Origin of the sequence: Streptomyces sp. NPDC052721 (genome assembly GCF_040678315.1) — a bacterium.
Taxonomy (GTDB): Bacteria; Actinomycetota; Actinomycetes; order Streptomycetales; family Streptomycetaceae; genus Streptomyces.
In genome coordinates, this window is record NZ_JBFATL010000010.1 from 121,900 (window position 1) to 138,885 (window position 16,986).

General features: G+C 67.8%; 15 protein-coding genes and 4 pseudogenes. 15 read left to right on the forward strand and 4 right to left on the reverse strand.

Features of this window, described 5'->3' with window-relative positions:
• Positions 1-444 precede the first annotated feature (444 nt).
• The 9 genes and pseudogenes from AB0L21_RS12840 (at position 445) to AB0L21_RS12880 (ending at position 6,455) form a co-directional block, all read left to right on the forward strand.
• Positions 445-666: a transposase gene (locus AB0L21_RS12840; RefSeq protein WP_365783865.1), complete on the forward strand. Its 222-nt coding sequence runs from the start codon at positions 445-447 to the stop codon at positions 664-666.
• A 27-nt stretch (positions 667-693) separates the two neighbouring features.
• Positions 694-917, forward strand: a pseudogene (locus AB0L21_RS12845) (aminotransferase); the annotation flags it as partial.
• A gap of 92 nt (positions 918-1,009) precedes the next feature.
• On the forward strand, positions 1,010-1,204 hold the full coding sequence (locus AB0L21_RS12850) for a hypothetical protein (RefSeq protein WP_365783949.1): 195 nt from the start codon (positions 1,010-1,012) through the stop codon (positions 1,202-1,204).
• A 358-nt stretch (positions 1,205-1,562) separates the two neighbouring features.
• Complete coding sequence (locus tag AB0L21_RS12855) at positions 1,563-2,285, forward strand: flavin reductase family protein (RefSeq protein WP_365709639.1); 723 nt, start codon at positions 1,563-1,565, stop codon at positions 2,283-2,285.
• A gap of 2 nt (positions 2,286-2,287) precedes the next feature.
• Positions 2,288-3,496 carry an alpha/beta hydrolase gene (locus tag AB0L21_RS12860; RefSeq protein ID WP_365783867.1) on the forward strand — a complete coding sequence of 403 codons (1,209 nt, stop codon included), beginning with the start codon at positions 2,288-2,290 and terminating at the stop codon, positions 3,494-3,496.
• Between the two features lie 28 nt (positions 3,497-3,524).
• Positions 3,525-4,418, forward strand: a complete 894-nt coding sequence (locus AB0L21_RS12865; RefSeq protein ID WP_365709643.1) for an alpha/beta fold hydrolase — start codon at positions 3,525-3,527, stop codon at positions 4,416-4,418.
• A gap of 66 nt (positions 4,419-4,484) precedes the next feature.
• Positions 4,485-5,273: an enoyl-CoA hydratase/isomerase family protein gene (locus AB0L21_RS12870; RefSeq protein ID WP_365709645.1), complete on the forward strand. Its 789-nt coding sequence runs from the start codon at positions 4,485-4,487 to the stop codon at positions 5,271-5,273.
• 207 nt (positions 5,274-5,480) lie between these two features.
• Positions 5,481-5,912, forward strand: coding sequence for a nuclear transport factor 2 family protein (locus AB0L21_RS12875; RefSeq protein WP_365783869.1), 432 nt, complete (start codon positions 5,481-5,483; stop codon positions 5,910-5,912).
• Positions 5,913-6,053: 141 nt separating this feature from the next.
• Positions 6,054-6,455: a tautomerase family protein gene (locus AB0L21_RS12880; RefSeq protein WP_365709649.1), complete on the forward strand. Its 402-nt coding sequence runs from the start codon at positions 6,054-6,056 to the stop codon at positions 6,453-6,455.
• 311 nt (positions 6,456-6,766) lie between these two features.
• Here AB0L21_RS12880 and AB0L21_RS12885 read toward each other — a convergent pair.
• Positions 6,767-7,105: pseudogene (locus AB0L21_RS12885) on the reverse strand (transposase); the annotation flags it as partial.
• Positions 7,106-7,142: 37 nt separating this feature from the next.
• Positions 7,143-7,499, reverse strand: a pseudogene (locus tag AB0L21_RS12890) (transposase); the annotation flags it as partial.
• Between the two features lie 451 nt (positions 7,500-7,950).
• Between AB0L21_RS12890 and AB0L21_RS12895 the strand changes: the two are divergent.
• The 3 genes and pseudogenes from AB0L21_RS12895 to AB0L21_RS12905 all read left to right on the forward strand — a co-directional run bounded on the left by AB0L21_RS12895 (position 7,951) and on the right by AB0L21_RS12905 (position 12,375).
• Positions 7,951-8,774: pseudogene (locus tag AB0L21_RS12895) on the forward strand (IS5 family transposase).
• 802 nt (positions 8,775-9,576) lie between these two features.
• Complete coding sequence (locus AB0L21_RS12900) at positions 9,577-11,733, forward strand: hypothetical protein (protein ID WP_365783870.1); 2,157 nt, start codon at positions 9,577-9,579, stop codon at positions 11,731-11,733.
• Between the two features lie 75 nt (positions 11,734-11,808).
• On the forward strand, positions 11,809-12,375 hold the full coding sequence (locus AB0L21_RS12905) for a hypothetical protein (RefSeq protein WP_365783872.1): 567 nt from the start codon (positions 11,809-11,811) through the stop codon (positions 12,373-12,375).
• Positions 12,376-12,767: 392 nt separating this feature from the next.
• On the opposite strand, the gene AB0L21_RS12910 is transcribed toward AB0L21_RS12905, so the two are convergent.
• Positions 12,768-13,319, reverse strand: a complete 552-nt coding sequence (locus AB0L21_RS12910; RefSeq protein WP_365783874.1) for a DUF4142 domain-containing protein — start codon at positions 13,317-13,319, stop codon at positions 12,768-12,770.
• A gap of 857 nt (positions 13,320-14,176) precedes the next feature.
• On the opposite strand from AB0L21_RS12910, the gene AB0L21_RS12915 reads away from it, so the two are divergent.
• From AB0L21_RS12915 to AB0L21_RS12925, 3 genes are all read left to right on the forward strand, one after another.
• A complete protein-coding gene (locus AB0L21_RS12915; RefSeq protein ID WP_365709658.1) occupies positions 14,177-14,470 on the forward strand; it encodes a hypothetical protein in 294 nt (97 codons plus the stop codon).
• A gap of 134 nt (positions 14,471-14,604) precedes the next feature.
• Entirely contained in the window at positions 14,605-14,772 is a 168-nt protein-coding gene (locus AB0L21_RS12920) for a hypothetical protein (protein ID WP_171159365.1), read from the forward strand.
• Positions 14,773-15,635: 863 nt separating this feature from the next.
• A complete protein-coding gene (locus tag AB0L21_RS12925) occupies positions 15,636-16,352 on the forward strand; it encodes a hypothetical protein (RefSeq protein ID WP_365709662.1) in 717 nt (238 codons plus the stop codon).
• Positions 16,353-16,359: 7 nt separating this feature from the next.
• Here the strand turns inward: AB0L21_RS12925 and AB0L21_RS12930 are convergent, their stop codons facing one another.
• The gene (locus tag AB0L21_RS12930) at positions 16,360-16,854 is read right to left on the reverse strand and encodes a hypothetical protein (RefSeq protein WP_365783876.1); all 495 of its coding nucleotides are present in this window, start codon (positions 16,852-16,854) and stop codon (positions 16,360-16,362) included.
• Positions 16,855-16,986: the final 132 nt, after the last annotated feature.

The following is a 16,986-nucleotide window of genomic DNA, read 5'->3' on the forward strand; positions in this document are numbered from 1 at the left end:
CCGGGTATCCCCGACCGGTCCGCGGCACAACCGACCACGCCTTGTGTGAACCGCCGGATCACCCCGCGTCCGCGGAGCTGAGATCGCACAACGTCTCCTCGCGTGCTCCACCTCGCGGTGGCCTTTCTCGCGGACAGCCGGCGCGATGACGAGCCGCCTCTGGCCATCGACGCACGGCGAGTCCGCGAGAGCGAAGCCGTCCTGATCGTGCCTACGAGTTCGTCGTGCAGTACCTCGGCTCGACCAACGGCGACCGCACCCCGCCCGCTTTCGCGATCGACTACGCATATTTCAATCTTCTGTTGTCTGGTCGTGAGGTATACGTCACGACCCGTGCCGAACCCGGATGGTTTGATGCGCAACCGACTTGTTCTCGCCCTGTGAAGAGGGAGCAACGGCCGTGTTCTCGTTATCTCGTTATCCGCACATCAGACCCCAGCGGACATGGGCGCGCGATCCGTCGAAACCTTCGCCCAGCAGATCTTCGGGTACCTGCCGCGCGCCGATCAACGCCGATGGGCCGGCACCTGTCTGAAGGGACTGCTGCTCACCGACGGCAAGAAGTCTGTGCGCCGACTGGCCGGGTCCGTGTCCGACTCGCCGACCGTCCGGTACTCACTGCAGCAGTTCATCAACGGCAGTCCCTGGGGCTGGCAGCCGGGCTGAGACGCGCTGGTCCGATGGATGGGGGTCATCGTGCTCGGCCTGGCCCGGTACGGACTGGCCGACCAGGTCCGCACGGTCGTGGACGGCCTGGTGGCGGCGGCCTCCTCCTACGGGTACCGCCTGCCCGAGGTGCTGGCCGGCTACGCCCGCACCGCCACGGGCCGGCCGGTGCCCTACCCCCACTCCTGCTCCCGCAGGCCTGGGCCGCGGCGACCCCGCTCGCCTTGCGAACGGCGCTGCGCATGCCGTGAAGGGCGTCACCGTCTTGACAGGTTACGCACGGAGGTGCAGTCTTGCGGTCATCGGACCGGTGAGCCGGCCCGTGACGAGAAAGGAAGTCACCGTGGGAACCGAGTCTGCGATGAACGCCGCAGCGGCGGCACGTCACGCCCGCTTCGGCAAGCTGCCCGAGCGTGTCCACTTCCACGAGATGGTCGAGGAGAAGGAGGCCGAGCCGAACGGTTCGGCGATCGCCTCGTACAACCCCGAGGGCGCCTGGAACCACTTCTCGTGCCTCGCCCTGGACATGGGTCTGTGAACACCATGGCCACCGAAACACACGTGTGTGCACCTGTGTGGAGCACGTGAAGGCCGGCCGGCATCAGTTCGATCACACGCCTCGGCCCCCCCGCGTTCGGCGCGGAGGCCGGGACGTCCCCCGGAAGTCGGCGCCGTCGCGTCCCGAGGCGAGCCTCACCGCCGCCGCGTTCGGCATCCGCGACGACACCGCCGAGCGCGGGCGACATGGGCTAAAGGCTTACGGTTCTGTCATCTAGGTGCCGCTGCGGAGTGCCCCCACGGGGTAACGGCCCAGCACCCCTCGCCTTGGCGGCGATGGCCGCATCGCGCGGTGCGACGCCGTCCGCATGCCGCGCCTGAACACATGGAGGAACACCGTGATCGTTGACGCTGCCGACCTCGATGCCAATGCGGCATACAAACTGCTGATTGGGAGCATCGTTCCGCGCGCCGTGGCGTGGGTGAGTACGGTTTCACCCGACGGCGTCGCCAACCTCGCGCCTATCTCGTTCTTCACCGCGGTCGGGCGCAAGCCCCCACTTGTCTCGCTCACCCTGCAGCCACGCTCCGACGGGGTCACGCTGAAGGACACGCTGATCAACATCCGCGAGACCGGGGAATTCGTCACCAACCTGTCCACGCTGCCGCAGGCACACGCCATGCACAGCTCGGCATTCGAGTTCGACTCCGCTGTGGATGAGTTCCATGCGCTCCAGCTGGAGAAGGAGCCGTCCGAGGTGGTGAGCGCACCCCGAGTCAAGGGAGCGCCGATCTCCTTCGAGTGCGTCGTCAACAGGATCATCCCGGTCAACGAGGTTGGCGATCACGTCGTGTGGGGCGAGGTTGTACGGTTCCACGTCGCGGACGAGCTGTACCTGGACCGGGGACGCATCGACACCGCCGCCGTGCCGGCCATCGGTCGGCTCGCCGCCGAGTACACGCTGGTCGACAACGTCTTCACCACCCCCTTGGACGAAGAACTGCTCGCGGCACGCGACGGCCGTCGGATGCAGCGCCTGGACGCACGGCCTGCCGACTTCTCCCCGATCGACAGCCGGGACTGGTCCCCCTCCGGGGCAACGTCCGCACCCGGAGAGTGAACATGAACACGGAACGCGTCAAGGAAACCGATGTCCGATACCGGCGAAGCGGCGCCGGCGACCTGGCCGTGGTGTTCGTCCACGGCTTCCTCGACGATCAGTACGTCTGGGACACCCTGATATCGCGGCTGACCACGCCAGGCATCGAATGCGTCACGCTCAACCTGCCCGGCTGCGGGGACCGTAGCGCGGCGGATGGGCCGTACGACTACGACCGGTTCGCCGACGAGGTGGGAGCCGTGGTCGACGTCGTCGGCAAGCCTTTTGTGATTGTCGGTCAGAGCATGGGCGCAGCTGTGGCCGAGCTGGTCGCCGCCGACCGTCCCGACCGGGCTCGGGGACTGACGCTGTTGACGCCGGTTCCGCTGGCGGGCACACGCCTGCCCGACGACGTGATCGAGCAGTTCCGGTCCCTGGGTGGTGACGGCGACGGACAACGTGCCGTTCGAGGCCGGCTGTCCGCCGCACTGCCGCAGGCAGAGTTCGATCGATTGGTGGCCACCGGGCAGAGCCTCAACCCGGAGGTCGTCCGCGACTTCGCCGACTGCTGGAACACCGGACACCCTGCTGGCGGACAGCCGAGCCGTTTCGCCGGACCGGTCCTGATCATCCGCGGTGAGGAGGACGGTTTCGTCACCGAAGACCTGATCAACGCTGCCGTAGCCCCCCAGTTCACCGAAGTGAGAGCCGTGCAGGTGGCCGAGGCCGGGCACTGGCCCCACATCGAACAGCCGACCGAGGTCGCCGCCCACCTCGACCGCTTCCTGGCCAGGGTGTCCAGTTCCGGTGACGTCCACGACTCGGGGGCCCCTCGCCCCCAGGGCTGGACGAGCGCCTTCGAGCAGAAGTCAGCCTCCGCGTTCGGCGAGGCGTTCGCCGCACAGGTGGTCCTGGAAGCGAGCGTCCTCGCCCGTCCGGTGGAAGGCCGAGACCAGGTCAAGAGCGTGATGGGGGCTGCAAGCGAGATCTACGAGTCGCTTCGGTTCATCCGGGAAACCACCAACGGCCCGCGGACCTACCTGGAGTGGGAGGCCACTGCATTCGACGGCCTGCCGCTCGAAGGCGTGACGATCTTGACCAAGGACGCACACGGGCACGTCGTCCGAGCCGCTGTCCATCACCGGCCGCTGGGTGCCGTGCACCGCTTCTCCGCCGAGCTGCGGACACGACTGCACGGCGTGATCGGTGCCGAACATTTCCACCAGGACTGAAGCCCCCGTTCCTCAGAAAGTAGCCCCCATGGTTCAGCGCAAAGATGTCCAGTTCGAAGCCGAGGGCGCAGTCATGCTGCGCGGATGGCTCTACCTGCCGGATGGCCCGGGCCCGCACCCGGCGATCACGATGGCCCATGGCTACGCCGGAGTGAAGGAACACGGGCTCGAGCCGTTCGCGCAGGCCTTCGCCGAGAACGGGTTCGTCGTCCTGGTCCATGACCATCGCACCTTCGGAGCCAGCGACGGCCACCCGCGACAGGACGTCGACCCGTGGCAGCAGATCGCCGACTGGCGACGGGCCATCTCCTACCTGGAGAGCCGGCCCGAGGTCGACGCCGACCGGATAGGCCTGTGGGGCACCAGCTACGCCGGCGGCCACGCGATCGTGCTGGGCGCGACCGATCGGCGGCTACGGGCCGTGGTCTCCCAGGTGCCCACCATCAGCGGCTACGAGCAGGGGCTGCGCCGCATCGCTCCGGACTCCGTGGCGGCCCTGGAGGAGGCCTTCGACGAGGACGAGCGGGCACAGCTGCGTGGCGAGGCTCCGCGCACCCTGGCCATCGTCAACAGTGACCCGTCAGTGCCGGCGTCCTACCGGTCGCAGGAGGCCATCGACTTCTACCTGCAGCCCAAGCCCGACGGCGTCTGGGAGAACGCAGTCACGGTCCGTTCCACCCGTGCGGCACGCATGTACGAGCCCGGGACCTGGATCGCGCGGGTCTCACCCACGCCGCTCCTCATGGTGGTCGCCCTCGGCGACACGGTCACGGTGACCGACCTGGCGCTCGCGGCCTACGAGCGCGCGCTGGAGCCCAAGCGGCTGCAGCTGATTCCGGGGGGCCACTTCGACCCCTACACCGTCCAGTTCCACAAGGCGAGCACCGCAGCCATCGTCTGGTTCCGCGAGCACCTCGCCTGAAGGGCGCCCGGCCCTCACGGGCCGAGCCGAGTACGAACTGGCCGAGTACGAGCTGAAGGAAGAGACATGCCCCACCTGACCCACTCGATCGACGACGGCCTGGCGACGCTGGTCCTGAACAACCCGCCGCAGAACCGCATCGATCCGCAGATGGCCACCGAACTCGCCGACGCACTCGAGGCGATCGGCCGCAGCAGCGCCCGCGCCGTCCTGGTGCGAGCCGAAGGCCCGGACTTCAGCTACGGCGGTGACATCGCCGACTGGCCGGATGCGGACGTACGGGAACTGCGCACACTCTTCGAGCGCTACATGCAGGTCTTCAACCAGCTCGAACGGCTGCCGCTCCCTGTGATCGCCGCCGTCCGGGGCCTGTGCTTCGGAGGCGGTCTCGAACTCGCGCTCCGCGCCGATGTCATCTTCGCCGGCGAATCCGCCCGCTTCGGCCACCCCGAGCAGACCCTGGGCATCGTCACGCTGCTCGGCGGCATCTACCGGGTCGCCGAAAGGGCGGGCCGGGCACGCGCCTCGGAGTGGGCCCTCACCTCCGAGCAGGTACCGGCCACTGTCATGGCCGACGCGGGCGTGGTCAACCGGGTCGTCCCCGACGACGCCCTGCTGGCCGAGGCCACTGCCTTCGCCCGCAAGGCGGCCAACGGTCCCACCCGCGCCTACGCCGCACACAAGGCCCTGCTGCGTGCCTGGGCCGTCGGCGGGGTCGCGGCGGCCGACGAGGCGATGTTCGACATCGCCATGCCGCTCTTCGCAACCGACGACGTCAAGGCCGGCCTGGCCTCGGCAGTCAACGCGCTCAAGGCGGGGCTGCCCCGACCCGCCGTCGACTTCCAGGGCCGCTGACTGGCACAGGTTCGTCAACTGCCGCACCCGGCCCAGCCTCCGTCTCGCTCGTGACCCGGTCGACAGCGTGGACGCACCAGAAGCATGCGGCGGCGCGCGAAGGCCGACAGTCCCGGCAAGTCCCGCGGGAACCACATGTGCCCAGTGGTACAGGCCGAAACGGGGTTCCGGCCAACTAGCGCATTCATCCCCGAGCAAGGAGAAAACATGTCGCGCAACCAGGCGGTTATCGATGCATGCCGTCGAGCCTATACCGGATTCGAGGAGAACGATTCGTCCGACCTGGTGGCGCTTATGTCGCCTGACGTTGTTTTCCGCTTCCCCACCTCCCTGCCGTACGGAGGGACATTCCACGGCCGGGAAGGCTTTCGCGCCTTTTACCAGGACCTGTTCGACCATTACTACGAGTACTTCAATTACGACGCGCACGCGGTCCTTGATGCCGGTTCGCACGTGGTGGTTCCCGTCAGGGCCAGGGCGAAGGCGAAGAACGGCCGCACCATGGAGAACGAGCACTGCCTGTTGTTCACCGTGACCGACGGACTGATCACGGAAGCGCGGCTGTACGCGGACACCGCCAAAGGGCGCGACGTGATCGAGGGCCTGCAGGTTTTCCCCTCGGCCGCTTCCGCCTCCTGAGCGCTCGAGCAACGACAAGCGAGGAATGGCGGCCAGTGGGTGACGCCGACTGGTCCCCCTCCGGTTTTACCAAGGCTCGGGACCGCAACGCCGGCCGGAGCGCACCCCGTACCCCACCGTACTCCGCGAAAGAAGGATCTCATGCCCGTTTTCAACGCCCACATCCCCGCCAACCGCTTCTCGCCGGACCAGAAGCGCGCACTAGCCGATGCGCTCAACCAGTCACTCGTACAAGGGCTCGGAATCCCCGAGGGCGACCGCTTCATCATGATCAGCGAACACGGCGAGGACGAACTGTTCCTGGACCCGACCTTCATGGGTATGCAACGCAGCAGCGACGCCATGATCATCACCGTTCTCTTCGGGGCTCATCGCCCCCTGGAAGACAAGCGGGCAGTGACCGCGGCCATCAACGAGCTCGTGGTCGAGGCACTGGACGTCTCGCCCGACGACATATTCATCGCGTTGATCCCGGCGCCGAACGAGAACTTCTCTTTCGGCAGGGGCGAACTCCAGCTCGCCGAAGGAGGCCCTCGCTGGTGAACGGCGGGCCCCGTCTTCCAGCCGGTCGGTACGGATGGTTCGGCCCGCGCGCCGGGGGACTATCACAAAGCGATGGCGGTGCCGATCGTCATGGCGCTGCTGCCTCGTCCTCTACCGGACGGCACCCAGGGCCGCTCAGAGGAAGGCACTGCGGTGCTGGTCGCGGCCGTCCTAGCTCTCCTCGATACCAGAATCCAGTACCCCGCACGCCTGCCGGACGCCGTGGAACGCGCACTAGCGTTAGGTTCTGGGTCTGGTTCTGCTGGTGATGAGGGGTCGGCCGCATGTGGTGCAGGTGCCGGTCCAGCACCTCAGCAGGGCCTGGAGCTCGTCTTGGTAGAGGGTGTTGCCGGCATTGGGGCTTTTGGGTCGAGTCCCCGCAGGGTGAGGAAGGCCTGGGCGGCGGTGACGAGGGTGACGTGGTGGTGCCAGCCGCGCCAGGTGCGGCCTTCGAAGTGATCCATACCCAGGCCGTGTTTGAGCTCGCGGTAGTCGTGCTCGATCCGCCAGCGCATCTTCGCCCACCGCACCAGGTCGGCGATCGGGGTGGTGGCAGGCAGGTTGGTCATCCAGTAGCCGGTCGGCTCGTCGGCTTCTTCGGGCTGTTCGACCAGAAGGGTCCGCAACGGCAGCACACCGTCCCAGCGGTTGCGTCCCCCGGCGCGTTCCTGACTGCAACCAGCCACACTTCACGCTCTGGGTGTCGATCACGGATGCGGTCGGCTCGGGCTTGCGCCCCTCTTTCACGCGCGCCAGTCCGGTCAGGGCATAGTTGAGCTGGGCGAAGATTCCCTCGTCGCGCCAGGCAGCGTAGTAGGCGTAGACGGTGCCGTGGTTCGGGAAGTCGTGCGGGAGATATTTCCAGGGGATGCCGGTGCGGTTCACGTAGAGGATTGCGTTGAAGACGTCCCGTAAATCCACCTTGGCCGGCTGTCCGGTTGGTCTGCGGTCGAGTCGGGCCTTCCTCCAGGCCGTCAACGTCGGCTCGATCAGGGCCCATCGGGCGTCGGACAGGTCGCTGGGGTACGGCTTGCGCTCGCTCACCGCGTAGCGTGATCACGGGTGAGGCGGAGGGCTCGGTTCCGCTGTTCATTGGGCGATTCCGCGGCAACTTCAAACCAGACGGACTTCCAGGTATAGAAGCGAACGAGATGGATGGCCGAGCATCCGCTCTGGGGAGCGCCATTCGTCGTCTATGGGATGAAGGCCCTCAAAGCAGGGCAGTGGCAGAGCCGCATATAGGGCTTTACCTGCATAAACGCCCTCTAAGAGGTTGTTTTCTCCCGTGATGGGTGCTTTCACCTGTGTTCCTAGGGGCGAGATCGTCGTCTCGCTGCGACTGGCGGGGTTGAGGTGGCGGGCGTGCTCCATGGGGTGACAGTTGAGGCGGAATGCAGCTTGCGCCTGTCTCATCCCAAGACGTCGGTAGAGCGTGCTTCTGCTGGTCGCACTGCGCGCCTGGGCGCACGCCCCTGACCGGCGGTACGCCCAAGTCATGGCCGAACGTCGTCCGTATCCGAGTGATCTGTCCGATGCCCGCTGGGAGTTGGTGGAGCCGGTGCTGAGCGCCTGGCGGGCCGATCGGCGCCGGCATGCGCTGAACATCGGACGCCCGCCCGAGCACGATCTACGCGAGATCATGAGCGCGATCCTCTACGTGGACCGCACCGGCGTTCAGTGGCGCTACCTGCCGCACGACTTTCCGCCCCGGGAGACCGTGTACGGATACTCGCCAAGTGGCAGAAGGACGGCGTGTTCGCCCAGCTCACCGGCATGCTGCGCAGGCTGTTACGGCAGCAGGAGGGCAAGCGCATAGAACCGTCCGCGTGCGTCATCGACGCGCAGAGCATCAAGACCTCCACCAGCGTCCCGGCCGCCGGGCAGGGCACGGATGCGGCGAAGAAGATCGTGGGCCGCAAGCGGAGCATCGTCACCGGCACCCTCGGGCTGCTGCTGGCGGTACTGGTCACGGCCGCGAGCGTGCAGGACTCCGTCGCCGGCACCCACCTGATCGACCAGGTTGCCGCCGCCCACCCCACCATCCGCAAAGTCTGGGTGGACGGCGGCTACCGCCAGCACCTCGTCGAGCATGTGGCCACCCTCGGCATCGACATGGAAATTGTCCAACGTACCCACGGGACCAGGGGATTCACACCCCTGCCGAAGCGTTGGACCGTGGAGCGGACCTACGGGTGGCTCATGTTCCACCGCCGCCTGGCCCGCGACTACGAGACCCTGCCCGCCCGCTCCGAAGCCATGATCCACCTCGCGATGGCCGACCTGATGGCCCGCCGCCTCACCGGCGAAGCCACCCCTTAGGCATGACCCGGGCCATCGGGCACCGGATGCCTGCCCGTGGCGGCAGGGCGTCGCAGGGCGAGCGCAGTTGCCGAGTTCGACCTTGTGGAGGGGCGTCCAGGGAGCTCTGTTCGTGCGAGGAGGTAGACGATGACGCCGATGTCGATCCCGACCGGATGGCGACCGGTCCCGGCGGCGGTCGTCACCTGCCAGCGGCGCCGTCACCAGGTCGGCGCCCTCGGCACGGGCCATGGCGTCCAGGGTCCATGGCCGGTCAGGTGGGTGGTGACGCCGAGGACGACGACTCGTTTCACAGCGGCTTCTGACCTGCGCCTCTGCCGGATGTCCGGTGACCATGGCGTCGAAAGGGGCGAATAGTCGCCAATTCGTGATCGCGTCATGCGCACATGCGGACGGATGGCGGCAACCACGCCGATGGCGTGGCAGCGAGCGTGAGTTCACGTCTGGTTCACGCTGCGTCCCCTTGCGTGTAGCGGTAGGTCGAGAGGCGGGCGGGGACTTGCGCCGGCCGACGGGACGGGCAGCAATCCACCGATCCGGAAGGCGAATTCGCGATTCCGGCATGGCGGGATCTCTTCGCCGCGCGGCAGGGGAGAGGGTCGTAGATCGTTTCGGACTCGGGGCCTCGCTTATGGTTTCAGCACAGACGATCCGCACGCATGAACGAATTCGTGCGGTCGCTGAAGAAGCGTCATTTCCCGGCATTCGCTGCGGCATGTGACACCACCTGACGGCCTGACCAACCGTGAGAGGTACGAATACATTGCGTTCCCATGTAAGACGCCCAAGATGGAGATCAAGCGTGCTGGGCCTGGCCACGGCCGTGGTCCTGCTGACCGCACCCGCTGTGTCGGCCGCGCCCACGGCCTCTCCGTCGCCGTCCCCGGCGCGCACCGGCGCCGACACCCCCACGCCGGCGCGGACCCAGGGGGAGGGGGGCTCCACACCGTCGCCGGCGCGTACCGAGGCCGGCACGCCACCGGCCTCTCCGAAGCAGCCCGGCACGCGAGCACCGTCGCCCTCGGCCCCGGCGACCGAGCCGACGGACACGCCCAAGCCGCCGGAGGAGCCGCTGAAGGCGACACCGGAGGAGATAGCCGAGGCCAAGGCCGCGGAGGCGTACTGGACGCCTGAGCGCATCGCCAACGCTGTGCCGGTCGACATCGGCAAGGACGGGGCGGGCGCCGACGGCGGCGATCCCGAACATCCGCCGACAGGGAGCGGGATGACGCGCATGGCGTCCCACCCCGACACACGAGGCGTGGCGACCGCGGGAGTCTTCCTCATCAACAGCGACGACGACCCGGAGTCCGATCCGGGCAACCGCGACCAGTTCTGCTCCGCGTCCTCCGTGACCTCGCCGACCAAGTCGCTCGTCATCACGGCGGCCCACTGCCTGAACGACAACGACCGGTTCAGGTCCCTCGCCTTCGCCCCCGGCTGGAAGCCGGATCCCGCCCACCCGAACCGCGGCATCGCCCCCTACGGCATCTTCCCCATCAAGAAGGGCAAGATCTGGATCGACGGCCGCTACCTGGCCCAGGGTCCCGCCAAGGCCGACGACCTGGACTTCGCGATCCTGCGCAGCGGACCGAACTCCAAAGGCCAGTTCCTGGAGAACGCCACGGGCATGGGCAACGAGCTCACCACCCTGCACTCCGCGCAGCTCGCCCAGCACAACGTCACCCTCATAGGGTTCCCGGGCAACGCGAAGGCGCCCTTGGTGTGCCCTTCGACCAACACCAAGGCGTTCGACGGCCGCTTCCTCGAAATCGCCTGCGACGGCTTCGCCCCCGGCGTGTCCGGCGGCCCCTTCCTGCGCGACTTCGACGGAAAACGCGGCGACATCATCGGTGTCATCGGCGGTTACAAAACCGGCGGCACCAAAGACGACGTCTCCTACTCCTCCCAGTTCGACGCCGACGTCGTGCGCCTGTACAACCAGGCGGTCAACGACTACGCACCCGACACCCCCAAGGGCATAGACGGCATGGGAGACGCCGAACTGTGGCGGCACGCCGTCGGAGCCGCCTCCGGGACGTTCCACACCGAGTCGCAGAAGTTCGGCGACTCCGACCTGATCGTCACGTGGACCGACGGCGAGGTGACCCTCTATCCGGGCGACCAGAACCAGGGTTTCTACACCGGGTGCAAGGCCGGTCAGCCGTGTGAGGTGCAACTGGCGAAGCCCAACGACATGTGGAGCAAGTACGCCGACGTGATCACCGCCGGAGACTACACCGGCTCCAACGCCTACGACCTGCTGGTGAAATGGGTCGACGGCGAAGTGACCATCTACAAGGACATCGACCAGAACACCAAGCTGCCCACGTCGACGAGCCAGCACCCGGCCAACGAGATACAGATCGCCCAGGCCGGATCGATCTGGAAACACGCCAAGGGCATCGCGACGGGCAAGTACGGCGGCAACAAGTGGCCCGACGACCTCGTGGTCCGCTGGGTCGACGGTGAGGTCACCAAGTACGTCAACGTCGACGGCGGAGGCTTCCACGCGGAGACCCAACTGCTCGCCAAGAACAAGCTCTGGGCCGACCACGCCGACCTCATCACCGGCGGCGACTTCGACGGCTCGACCGGCGACGCCAACCACGACCTGTTCGTGAAGTGGTCCGACGGTGAACTCACCGTCTACCAGGACGTCGCCACCCGGGGCCTGGGCGGCGAGTCCCAGCTGCAGGCGAAGAACGGCACCTGGGAGCATGCCCGTGTCGTCGCGGCAGGCGAGTTCGGCGCGAACGAGTGGGAGGATGACTTGTTCGTACGCTGGTCGGACGGCGAGGTGACGATCTACGGCAACACCCAGGCCGACGCGCTCGGCCGCGAGTACATGCTCGTCCCGCCGCCCACCGCACGCGCCGCTGCGGGCATCCGGCGCTCGGACGATCCCTGTGCCCGGGTCTGCGGCCCCGAGCTGTACCGCCGCTCCATCCGCCGGTAAACCCTGTACGACGTGCTGCCGCGGCCCGCGCCCGAGCCGGGACGCGGCGGCACCCACTCCACCGACTGGAGTCCCATGCGTGCACACCAGAGTCTCGGCCTCGCCCTCATCGTCGCCACCACCGCCCTGACGGCCGGCTGCGCGGAACAGAAGAACCGGGAGACGACGACCGAACCCGGCACCACGGCCTCCTCAAACCCGGCCACCACCACTCCGGCCCCCTCCTGGGAAGGCAAGGCACCCCAGGAAGACGCCATGCGACGCGCCACCCGTGCCCTGAACGCCGTGGAACCCGACGGCGCCTCACGGGTCGACGAGGGGATGGAGAACCTCGCCCGGGGACTGGACAAGAGCTTCACTCCGAAGGAGAACCGGCCCCACACCTTCGACATCGCCTGCCAGGCACCCACCCACCGCACGCTGACGCTGACCCTCTCGCGAGGTGACGCGGAAAGCGAGTGGGAGGTGACGTGCGGCGACCGCGAGGCCGACCAGTTCAACATCCCCGCCGGCAGCCGCTTCACCGCCCGGATCCCCGCCGCCGGCCGGCACGTCCAGGGACTCATCCAGTGGCGCCTCAACACGGTCGCCCCCGTCGACGTGGAGGGCTGCAAGGACGACATCAGGGGATGCGAGGAGTGAGAGAACGTGCCTGACCGACCGGCACCCGGTCCACCGGGCAGCGGTCCGTCGGCGCCGGTTCCGGACCGGCCTCGCAGCGGCGGCCTGCGCGGCACGGTGAAACCGGAGCGAGAATTCTCAGCTCCATACCGAGGAGGCCGAGGCGCCCCACCTGCCGGTCACCGCACCCGGCCCCTGGCTGCTGGTATGCAGCCAATCAAGGCGTGCTGGGCGAGTGCCTGAGCCGCAGGCGTGGTGCCGGTGGCAGCGGCGTAGGCGTCGTTAACTGTCCCAGGGTTGCCGGCGGCACTCCCAGCGGTTCGCGAGCACTGGCCCGGCCGGCGGCGGACAGCCCGCTACCGGCCGGGCCCGCGGTGCCTACCGCTGTGGCGCGGGTTTCGACTGTGGCCGGATCACTGTCGGTTGGCCCCGGTCATGCCGGTGTGAGCGGGCATGTGGCAGGTGCCTTGGCGGACCATGTTCAGGTGCATCGCCACGACCGGACGGGCGTTGCGTGCCGCAGCCACGACCTGGCTGTTCTTCCCCGTTTTGATCTCCTGGTCGATCAGCGCGAGTGTCTGGCGGTGTCCGGCTTCCTGAACTCGGAGCCATGCCGTGTCGTAGGCCGGCGTTCCGGCTTTGGCCTGCACAGCGGCCAGTTGCCTCTTCTTTTGCGCGGACGGGGAGGCGGGCAGCCGCACGTTCAGCTTGCCAGCCAGTGTCTTCACATCCGCGTCCAGCTTGGTGTGGTCGCGTACCAGTACGGCACCGACCTGCTTGACGCACTCGCTGCGGGCGTGCCTGCCGGCGTCTTGGCCCGCCGCGATCTCGGCGAGGTTTCCCTGGTGCACCTGGACCAGGAACTTTCTGTCCTGGCCGGCGAGCTGTTGGGCGAATGCGTGGGGTGCGGCCGTACCGCACAGCGCTACCGCCGCGACCGCAGCGGCCACCGATCGTTTGCGCATTGGTCTTGCTCCCTTCGCGTCGGCTCGGCACATGTGCGCCGCTCCGGCGATCGGAACAGGGCGCGCGATGGAGCGCCCCCATGGATCTGTACCGGGACGCCGCCCGTCCGTACCGCATCGGCCCGCAATTCACCCGAGTGGACCACACGGACAGTCTGGCGGGGTACACGGATGTAAGCTGGATGCTTTGGCTCGGCCGAGAAACCGCACCGCCGTCACCGCGACCCGGGCGTGATGATCTTTCTGGCGCAGCCGCCAGGGCCCGCTCGGCACATGATCGACCACGATCCATCCGGGTACGCCGCAGCGCGGCGTCGAGCACATCTGAGCCGAGCTCCCGCTTGCTGCACATCGCGTCGAAGGCGTCGACTGCCAGCCCTCGTCCGGCATGTCCAGGAGCTCCCGTGCGACGCTCGACCTGCCCTTACTGGACATGCCGATTGAGGAAGACGATCCGACCGGGTGTCATAGCCGCACGGTCATACGATGTCGTGCCGCCGCCGCGTTTCAGGGATTCCCAGATGGCCTCAGTGCTCGGGAGGATCTCAAGGTTCGCCGTGGCGGACATCACCGACCGGCAGCAGTGTTGCGATGGCGGGGACTCCGACAGTGCGCAGTGGTTCTACCTTTGCTCGACGTAGGAATTGCCACCAGCTGCGGCGTCGGCTATGGGATGAGGTCACTGTGGTCCCCGGCGCCGGCAGGTGGCGACACGCTGGCGTCCTGGAGACGCACCTCGGTCCGACCGCGGAGTGACTGCGCAGGTGACGGCGAGCGGGCCGCTGTTCGGGACGGCTGTCGATGGCCCGGTTGATCGTGATGCAGTGGTCGTGGCGCGTCGGGGTATACGGCTGCGCATGGCACCGATGACCGAACGCCTCATGTTCCTGCGGGCCGTGCGGCAGTTGCACCGCGTCCGCTCCTTCTACGCCGGGGGTGTCCTGTTGTGGGCCGTGTGCGCCGCCTGGACCGGCTGGCAGGCGCCGGGGAGTCGGCAGATGTGGGCATGCGTCCTCCTTCTCGCCGTCTTCACCTGCCTCCTCGTCACCGCCGGCCTGTCCCTGCGGCGCCTCGACGTCCCCGAGACGGGTCGGCCCGCGCATCACGCGGCACCACATAAGGCGGCAAGCCCTCGTCACGCTCACGCCTGACCCGTCACTACCGCCGGCCCGCCGACGCGGCCCGGGCCGCGCCCGGCGAACCAGCGATGGTCGGAGGTGGCTTCACGTCTGCGGAGACGGTAACCGGGCATACGGGCTTCACCCCTTCGAAAGGAGTTCGTCTCATGCTCGGCATAGTCGCGGCGGTGCTGTTCTTCGTGTCGTTTTTGATCAACGCGGCGGATCTCAGCACCAACGACGTGTTCTCTTCGACGAATGTGATGCTGCTGGGGCTGACCGCTCTGGCTCTGCACGTGGCCGGTATCGGTTCCGGCTGGACCCGCAGACGCTGACCCCACCCTCACCCCGGGGCCTGGTGACAGTTGTCACCGGGCCCCGTCTTCTTGCTGCCGGCCTGGCTCGCGTCAGCGTGCCCGCGACTGTTCAGCAGGGCGGGTACCGGCGGCGGCGCACATGCGGAGTACGGCCCTGGCCATCCAGGCCCGGTGTAGTGAACCGCCCCCGTACGGACTGGTCTTCGCGGGGCGCGGCACCGTCGGACAGTCGAGTAGCCGCCGCGGCTCGCCAGTGATCCCTTTCCGCCGTTCCGGTGAGCACCGCCGGCAGGGAAGGCGAGGCACCCCATGGTGTGCTGCTCCCACAGGGGGCCGCGCCCCTCGACGCGGTGGAGCACGGCGTCCGGCCGGGGTCCTGTCGCTTTCCAACGCCAGCCTGGGAGATTCCCCCGATGCCACTGCGCCGACGCCGAACTCGTCTCCCGGCGCCCGCAAATGCACTCACGTGCAAAGTGGAAAACGAGTCGCGAGTCGCGAACATATCGCTCTGTCGCCGCACCTGGCCCACCCCCGGTGTGGCATGTCAAGGCTGTCATAACTCCGCGGGAGCCTGCCCATAGCCGCGAACTGTCTCCCTCTGCTCGCGATCCAGGGCGCTGTGCCGCCGCGTGTACTGTGCGAGCGGCAGTGGCAGATGAGCGGGACACCCGGGGCGCCCGTTGTGACAGCACGGCCCGGTCATCCATTGCCCCATACGGCCGATTGCGGGCCGACCGCCACAGGCCCCCTTGGGTGCCGTCCGCGTTGATCCAACGCCATGGATTGGGGTAGATGCTGAAGATGTGCGGCGGCCTCCGTTGTTGACGGATACGTGGATGCCGTGACGTTGTCCGTGGCAGCAACCGGAAGGGGCAGGCTGTATGGCGCGTACGCGTGCGGATGCGAGGACCAGGCATCCTCGACATGAGCGCAGGGGCGAGGCACGGCTGCCGGCAGTGGTGGCGACGCTTGCCGCGATCGCCCTGTACCTGTTCCTGCCGCAGCGGTTGCTGATCGCTCCTCGTTACGTGCTCCCCGCCCTGGAATGTCTGCTGCTCATTCCGCTCATCGCGATCAACCCCAAACGTCTGACCCGGCAGACGAAGGCCTTCCGGGTGCTCTCGCTGACGCTCGTAGCCGTCATCGCCATCAGCAATCTCGTGGCGCTGACCATCCTGATCCATGAGCTGGTGTACGCCGGCGTGAAGGATGGCCGTTCACTGCTGGTGGCTGCGCTGCAGGTCTGGCTCACCAACATCATCGTCTTCGGTCTGGCCTACTGGGAGCTGGACCGGGGCGGCCCGGTCAGCCGCACCCAGGCGCCCCGCTCCGCTTTGCCCCTGGCGGACTTCCGCTTCTCACAGGACGAGAACGACGACGCCGTCCAAGAAGTCGCCGACGGCGCCAGCGGCGCCTCGGACTGGGTTCCCACCTTGGTGGACTACCTGTATGTGTCGGTCACCAACTCCACGGCCTTCAGCCCGACCGACACCATGCCGCTGTCGACCCGCGCCAAAGCCATGATGAGCGTTCAGAGCGTCTCCGCCCTCTTGACTTCCCTCTTGGTGATCGCACGAGCCGTGAGCATCCTGCACTGACCAGCGTTCACGGCGAGACGAGCGCGGCGACCACTGAAACGCCCGAGCCGTTCCTGGACGACACAGCCGCCTCGTCGCCGAGCGAGGAGACGTCCCTCCCCTGGTGTGCGGTGATGCCGACCGCATACACCAGGACCTGGCCCGAGGTGATGCGCCTGCCCGCACCGCAAAGCGCCCCCCAGACCGGGGCGCGTTCGCGCCGCCCCTCGACCGGCCGGTCCCACCCAACGGCTGCCGCCAGTGCCTGGCTCTCCTTCCCCCGAGCGACCCAGCCGCAATACGGCGCGGCGGATTCATACGACGGTTCCGATGTCGCTTCGACGAGAAGCCGTGCTTTGCCTGAGCCCGCCGCACCGCGGACGACCCGCACCCGGTCCCCGAGGGTCCGGCCCCGCCGTGTCTCGTCCGCTCCATCACGACTTTCGCAGAAGGTCTGAGGGATCCTCCGTTCCGGTGCCCGCAGGCGGTTGAAGGCGACCGCCCGCTTCTCGGGATTCAGCATGGCAAGCACGCTGTCCCCGGCAGGGGAAGATTCCCATCCGGGCTCACCCACCGGTCCGGGACCTGTAGCTTCCCGCCAGGCGTGCAACCTGGCCTTCTCAAGCGCCCGGAGTTCCCATGCGTAAGTGCCCGC

Bases quoted from the DNA above. Each gene is read 5' to 3' on its own strand.
- AB0L21_RS12920 (WP_171159365.1), top strand. From the start codon at position 14,605: ATGCTCGGCATAGTCGCGGCGGTGCTGTTCTTCGTGTCGTTTTTGATC.
- AB0L21_RS12905 (WP_365783872.1), top strand. From the start codon at position 11,809: ATGCGTGCACACCAGAGTCTCGGCCTCGCCCTCATCGTCGCCACCACC.
- AB0L21_RS12880 (WP_365709649.1), top strand. From the start codon at position 6,054: ATGCCCGTTTTCAACGCCCACATCCCCGCCAACCGCTTCTCGCCGGAC.
- AB0L21_RS12875 (WP_365783869.1), top strand. From the start codon at position 5,481: ATGTCGCGCAACCAGGCGGTTATCGATGCATGCCGTCGAGCCTATACC.
- AB0L21_RS12915 (WP_365709658.1), top strand. From the start codon at position 14,177: ATGGCACCGATGACCGAACGCCTCATGTTCCTGCGGGCCGTGCGGCAG.
- AB0L21_RS12925 (WP_365709662.1), top strand. From the start codon at position 15,636: ATGGCGCGTACGCGTGCGGATGCGAGGACCAGGCATCCTCGACATGAG.
- AB0L21_RS12860 (WP_365783867.1), top strand. From the start codon at position 2,288: ATGAACACGGAACGCGTCAAGGAAACCGATGTCCGATACCGGCGAAGC.
- AB0L21_RS12865 (WP_365709643.1), top strand. From the start codon at position 3,525: ATGGTTCAGCGCAAAGATGTCCAGTTCGAAGCCGAGGGCGCAGTCATG.
- AB0L21_RS12870 (WP_365709645.1), top strand. From the start codon at position 4,485: ATGCCCCACCTGACCCACTCGATCGACGACGGCCTGGCGACGCTGGTC.
- AB0L21_RS12910 (WP_365783874.1), bottom strand. From the start codon at position 13,319: ATGCGCAAACGATCGGTGGCCGCTGCGGTCGCGGCGGTAGCGCTGTGC.
- AB0L21_RS12840 (WP_365783865.1), top strand. From the start codon at position 445: ATGGGCGCGCGATCCGTCGAAACCTTCGCCCAGCAGATCTTCGGGTAC.
- AB0L21_RS12930 (WP_365783876.1), bottom strand. From the start codon at position 16,854: ATGCTGAATCCCGAGAAGCGGGCGGTCGCCTTCAACCGCCTGCGGGCA.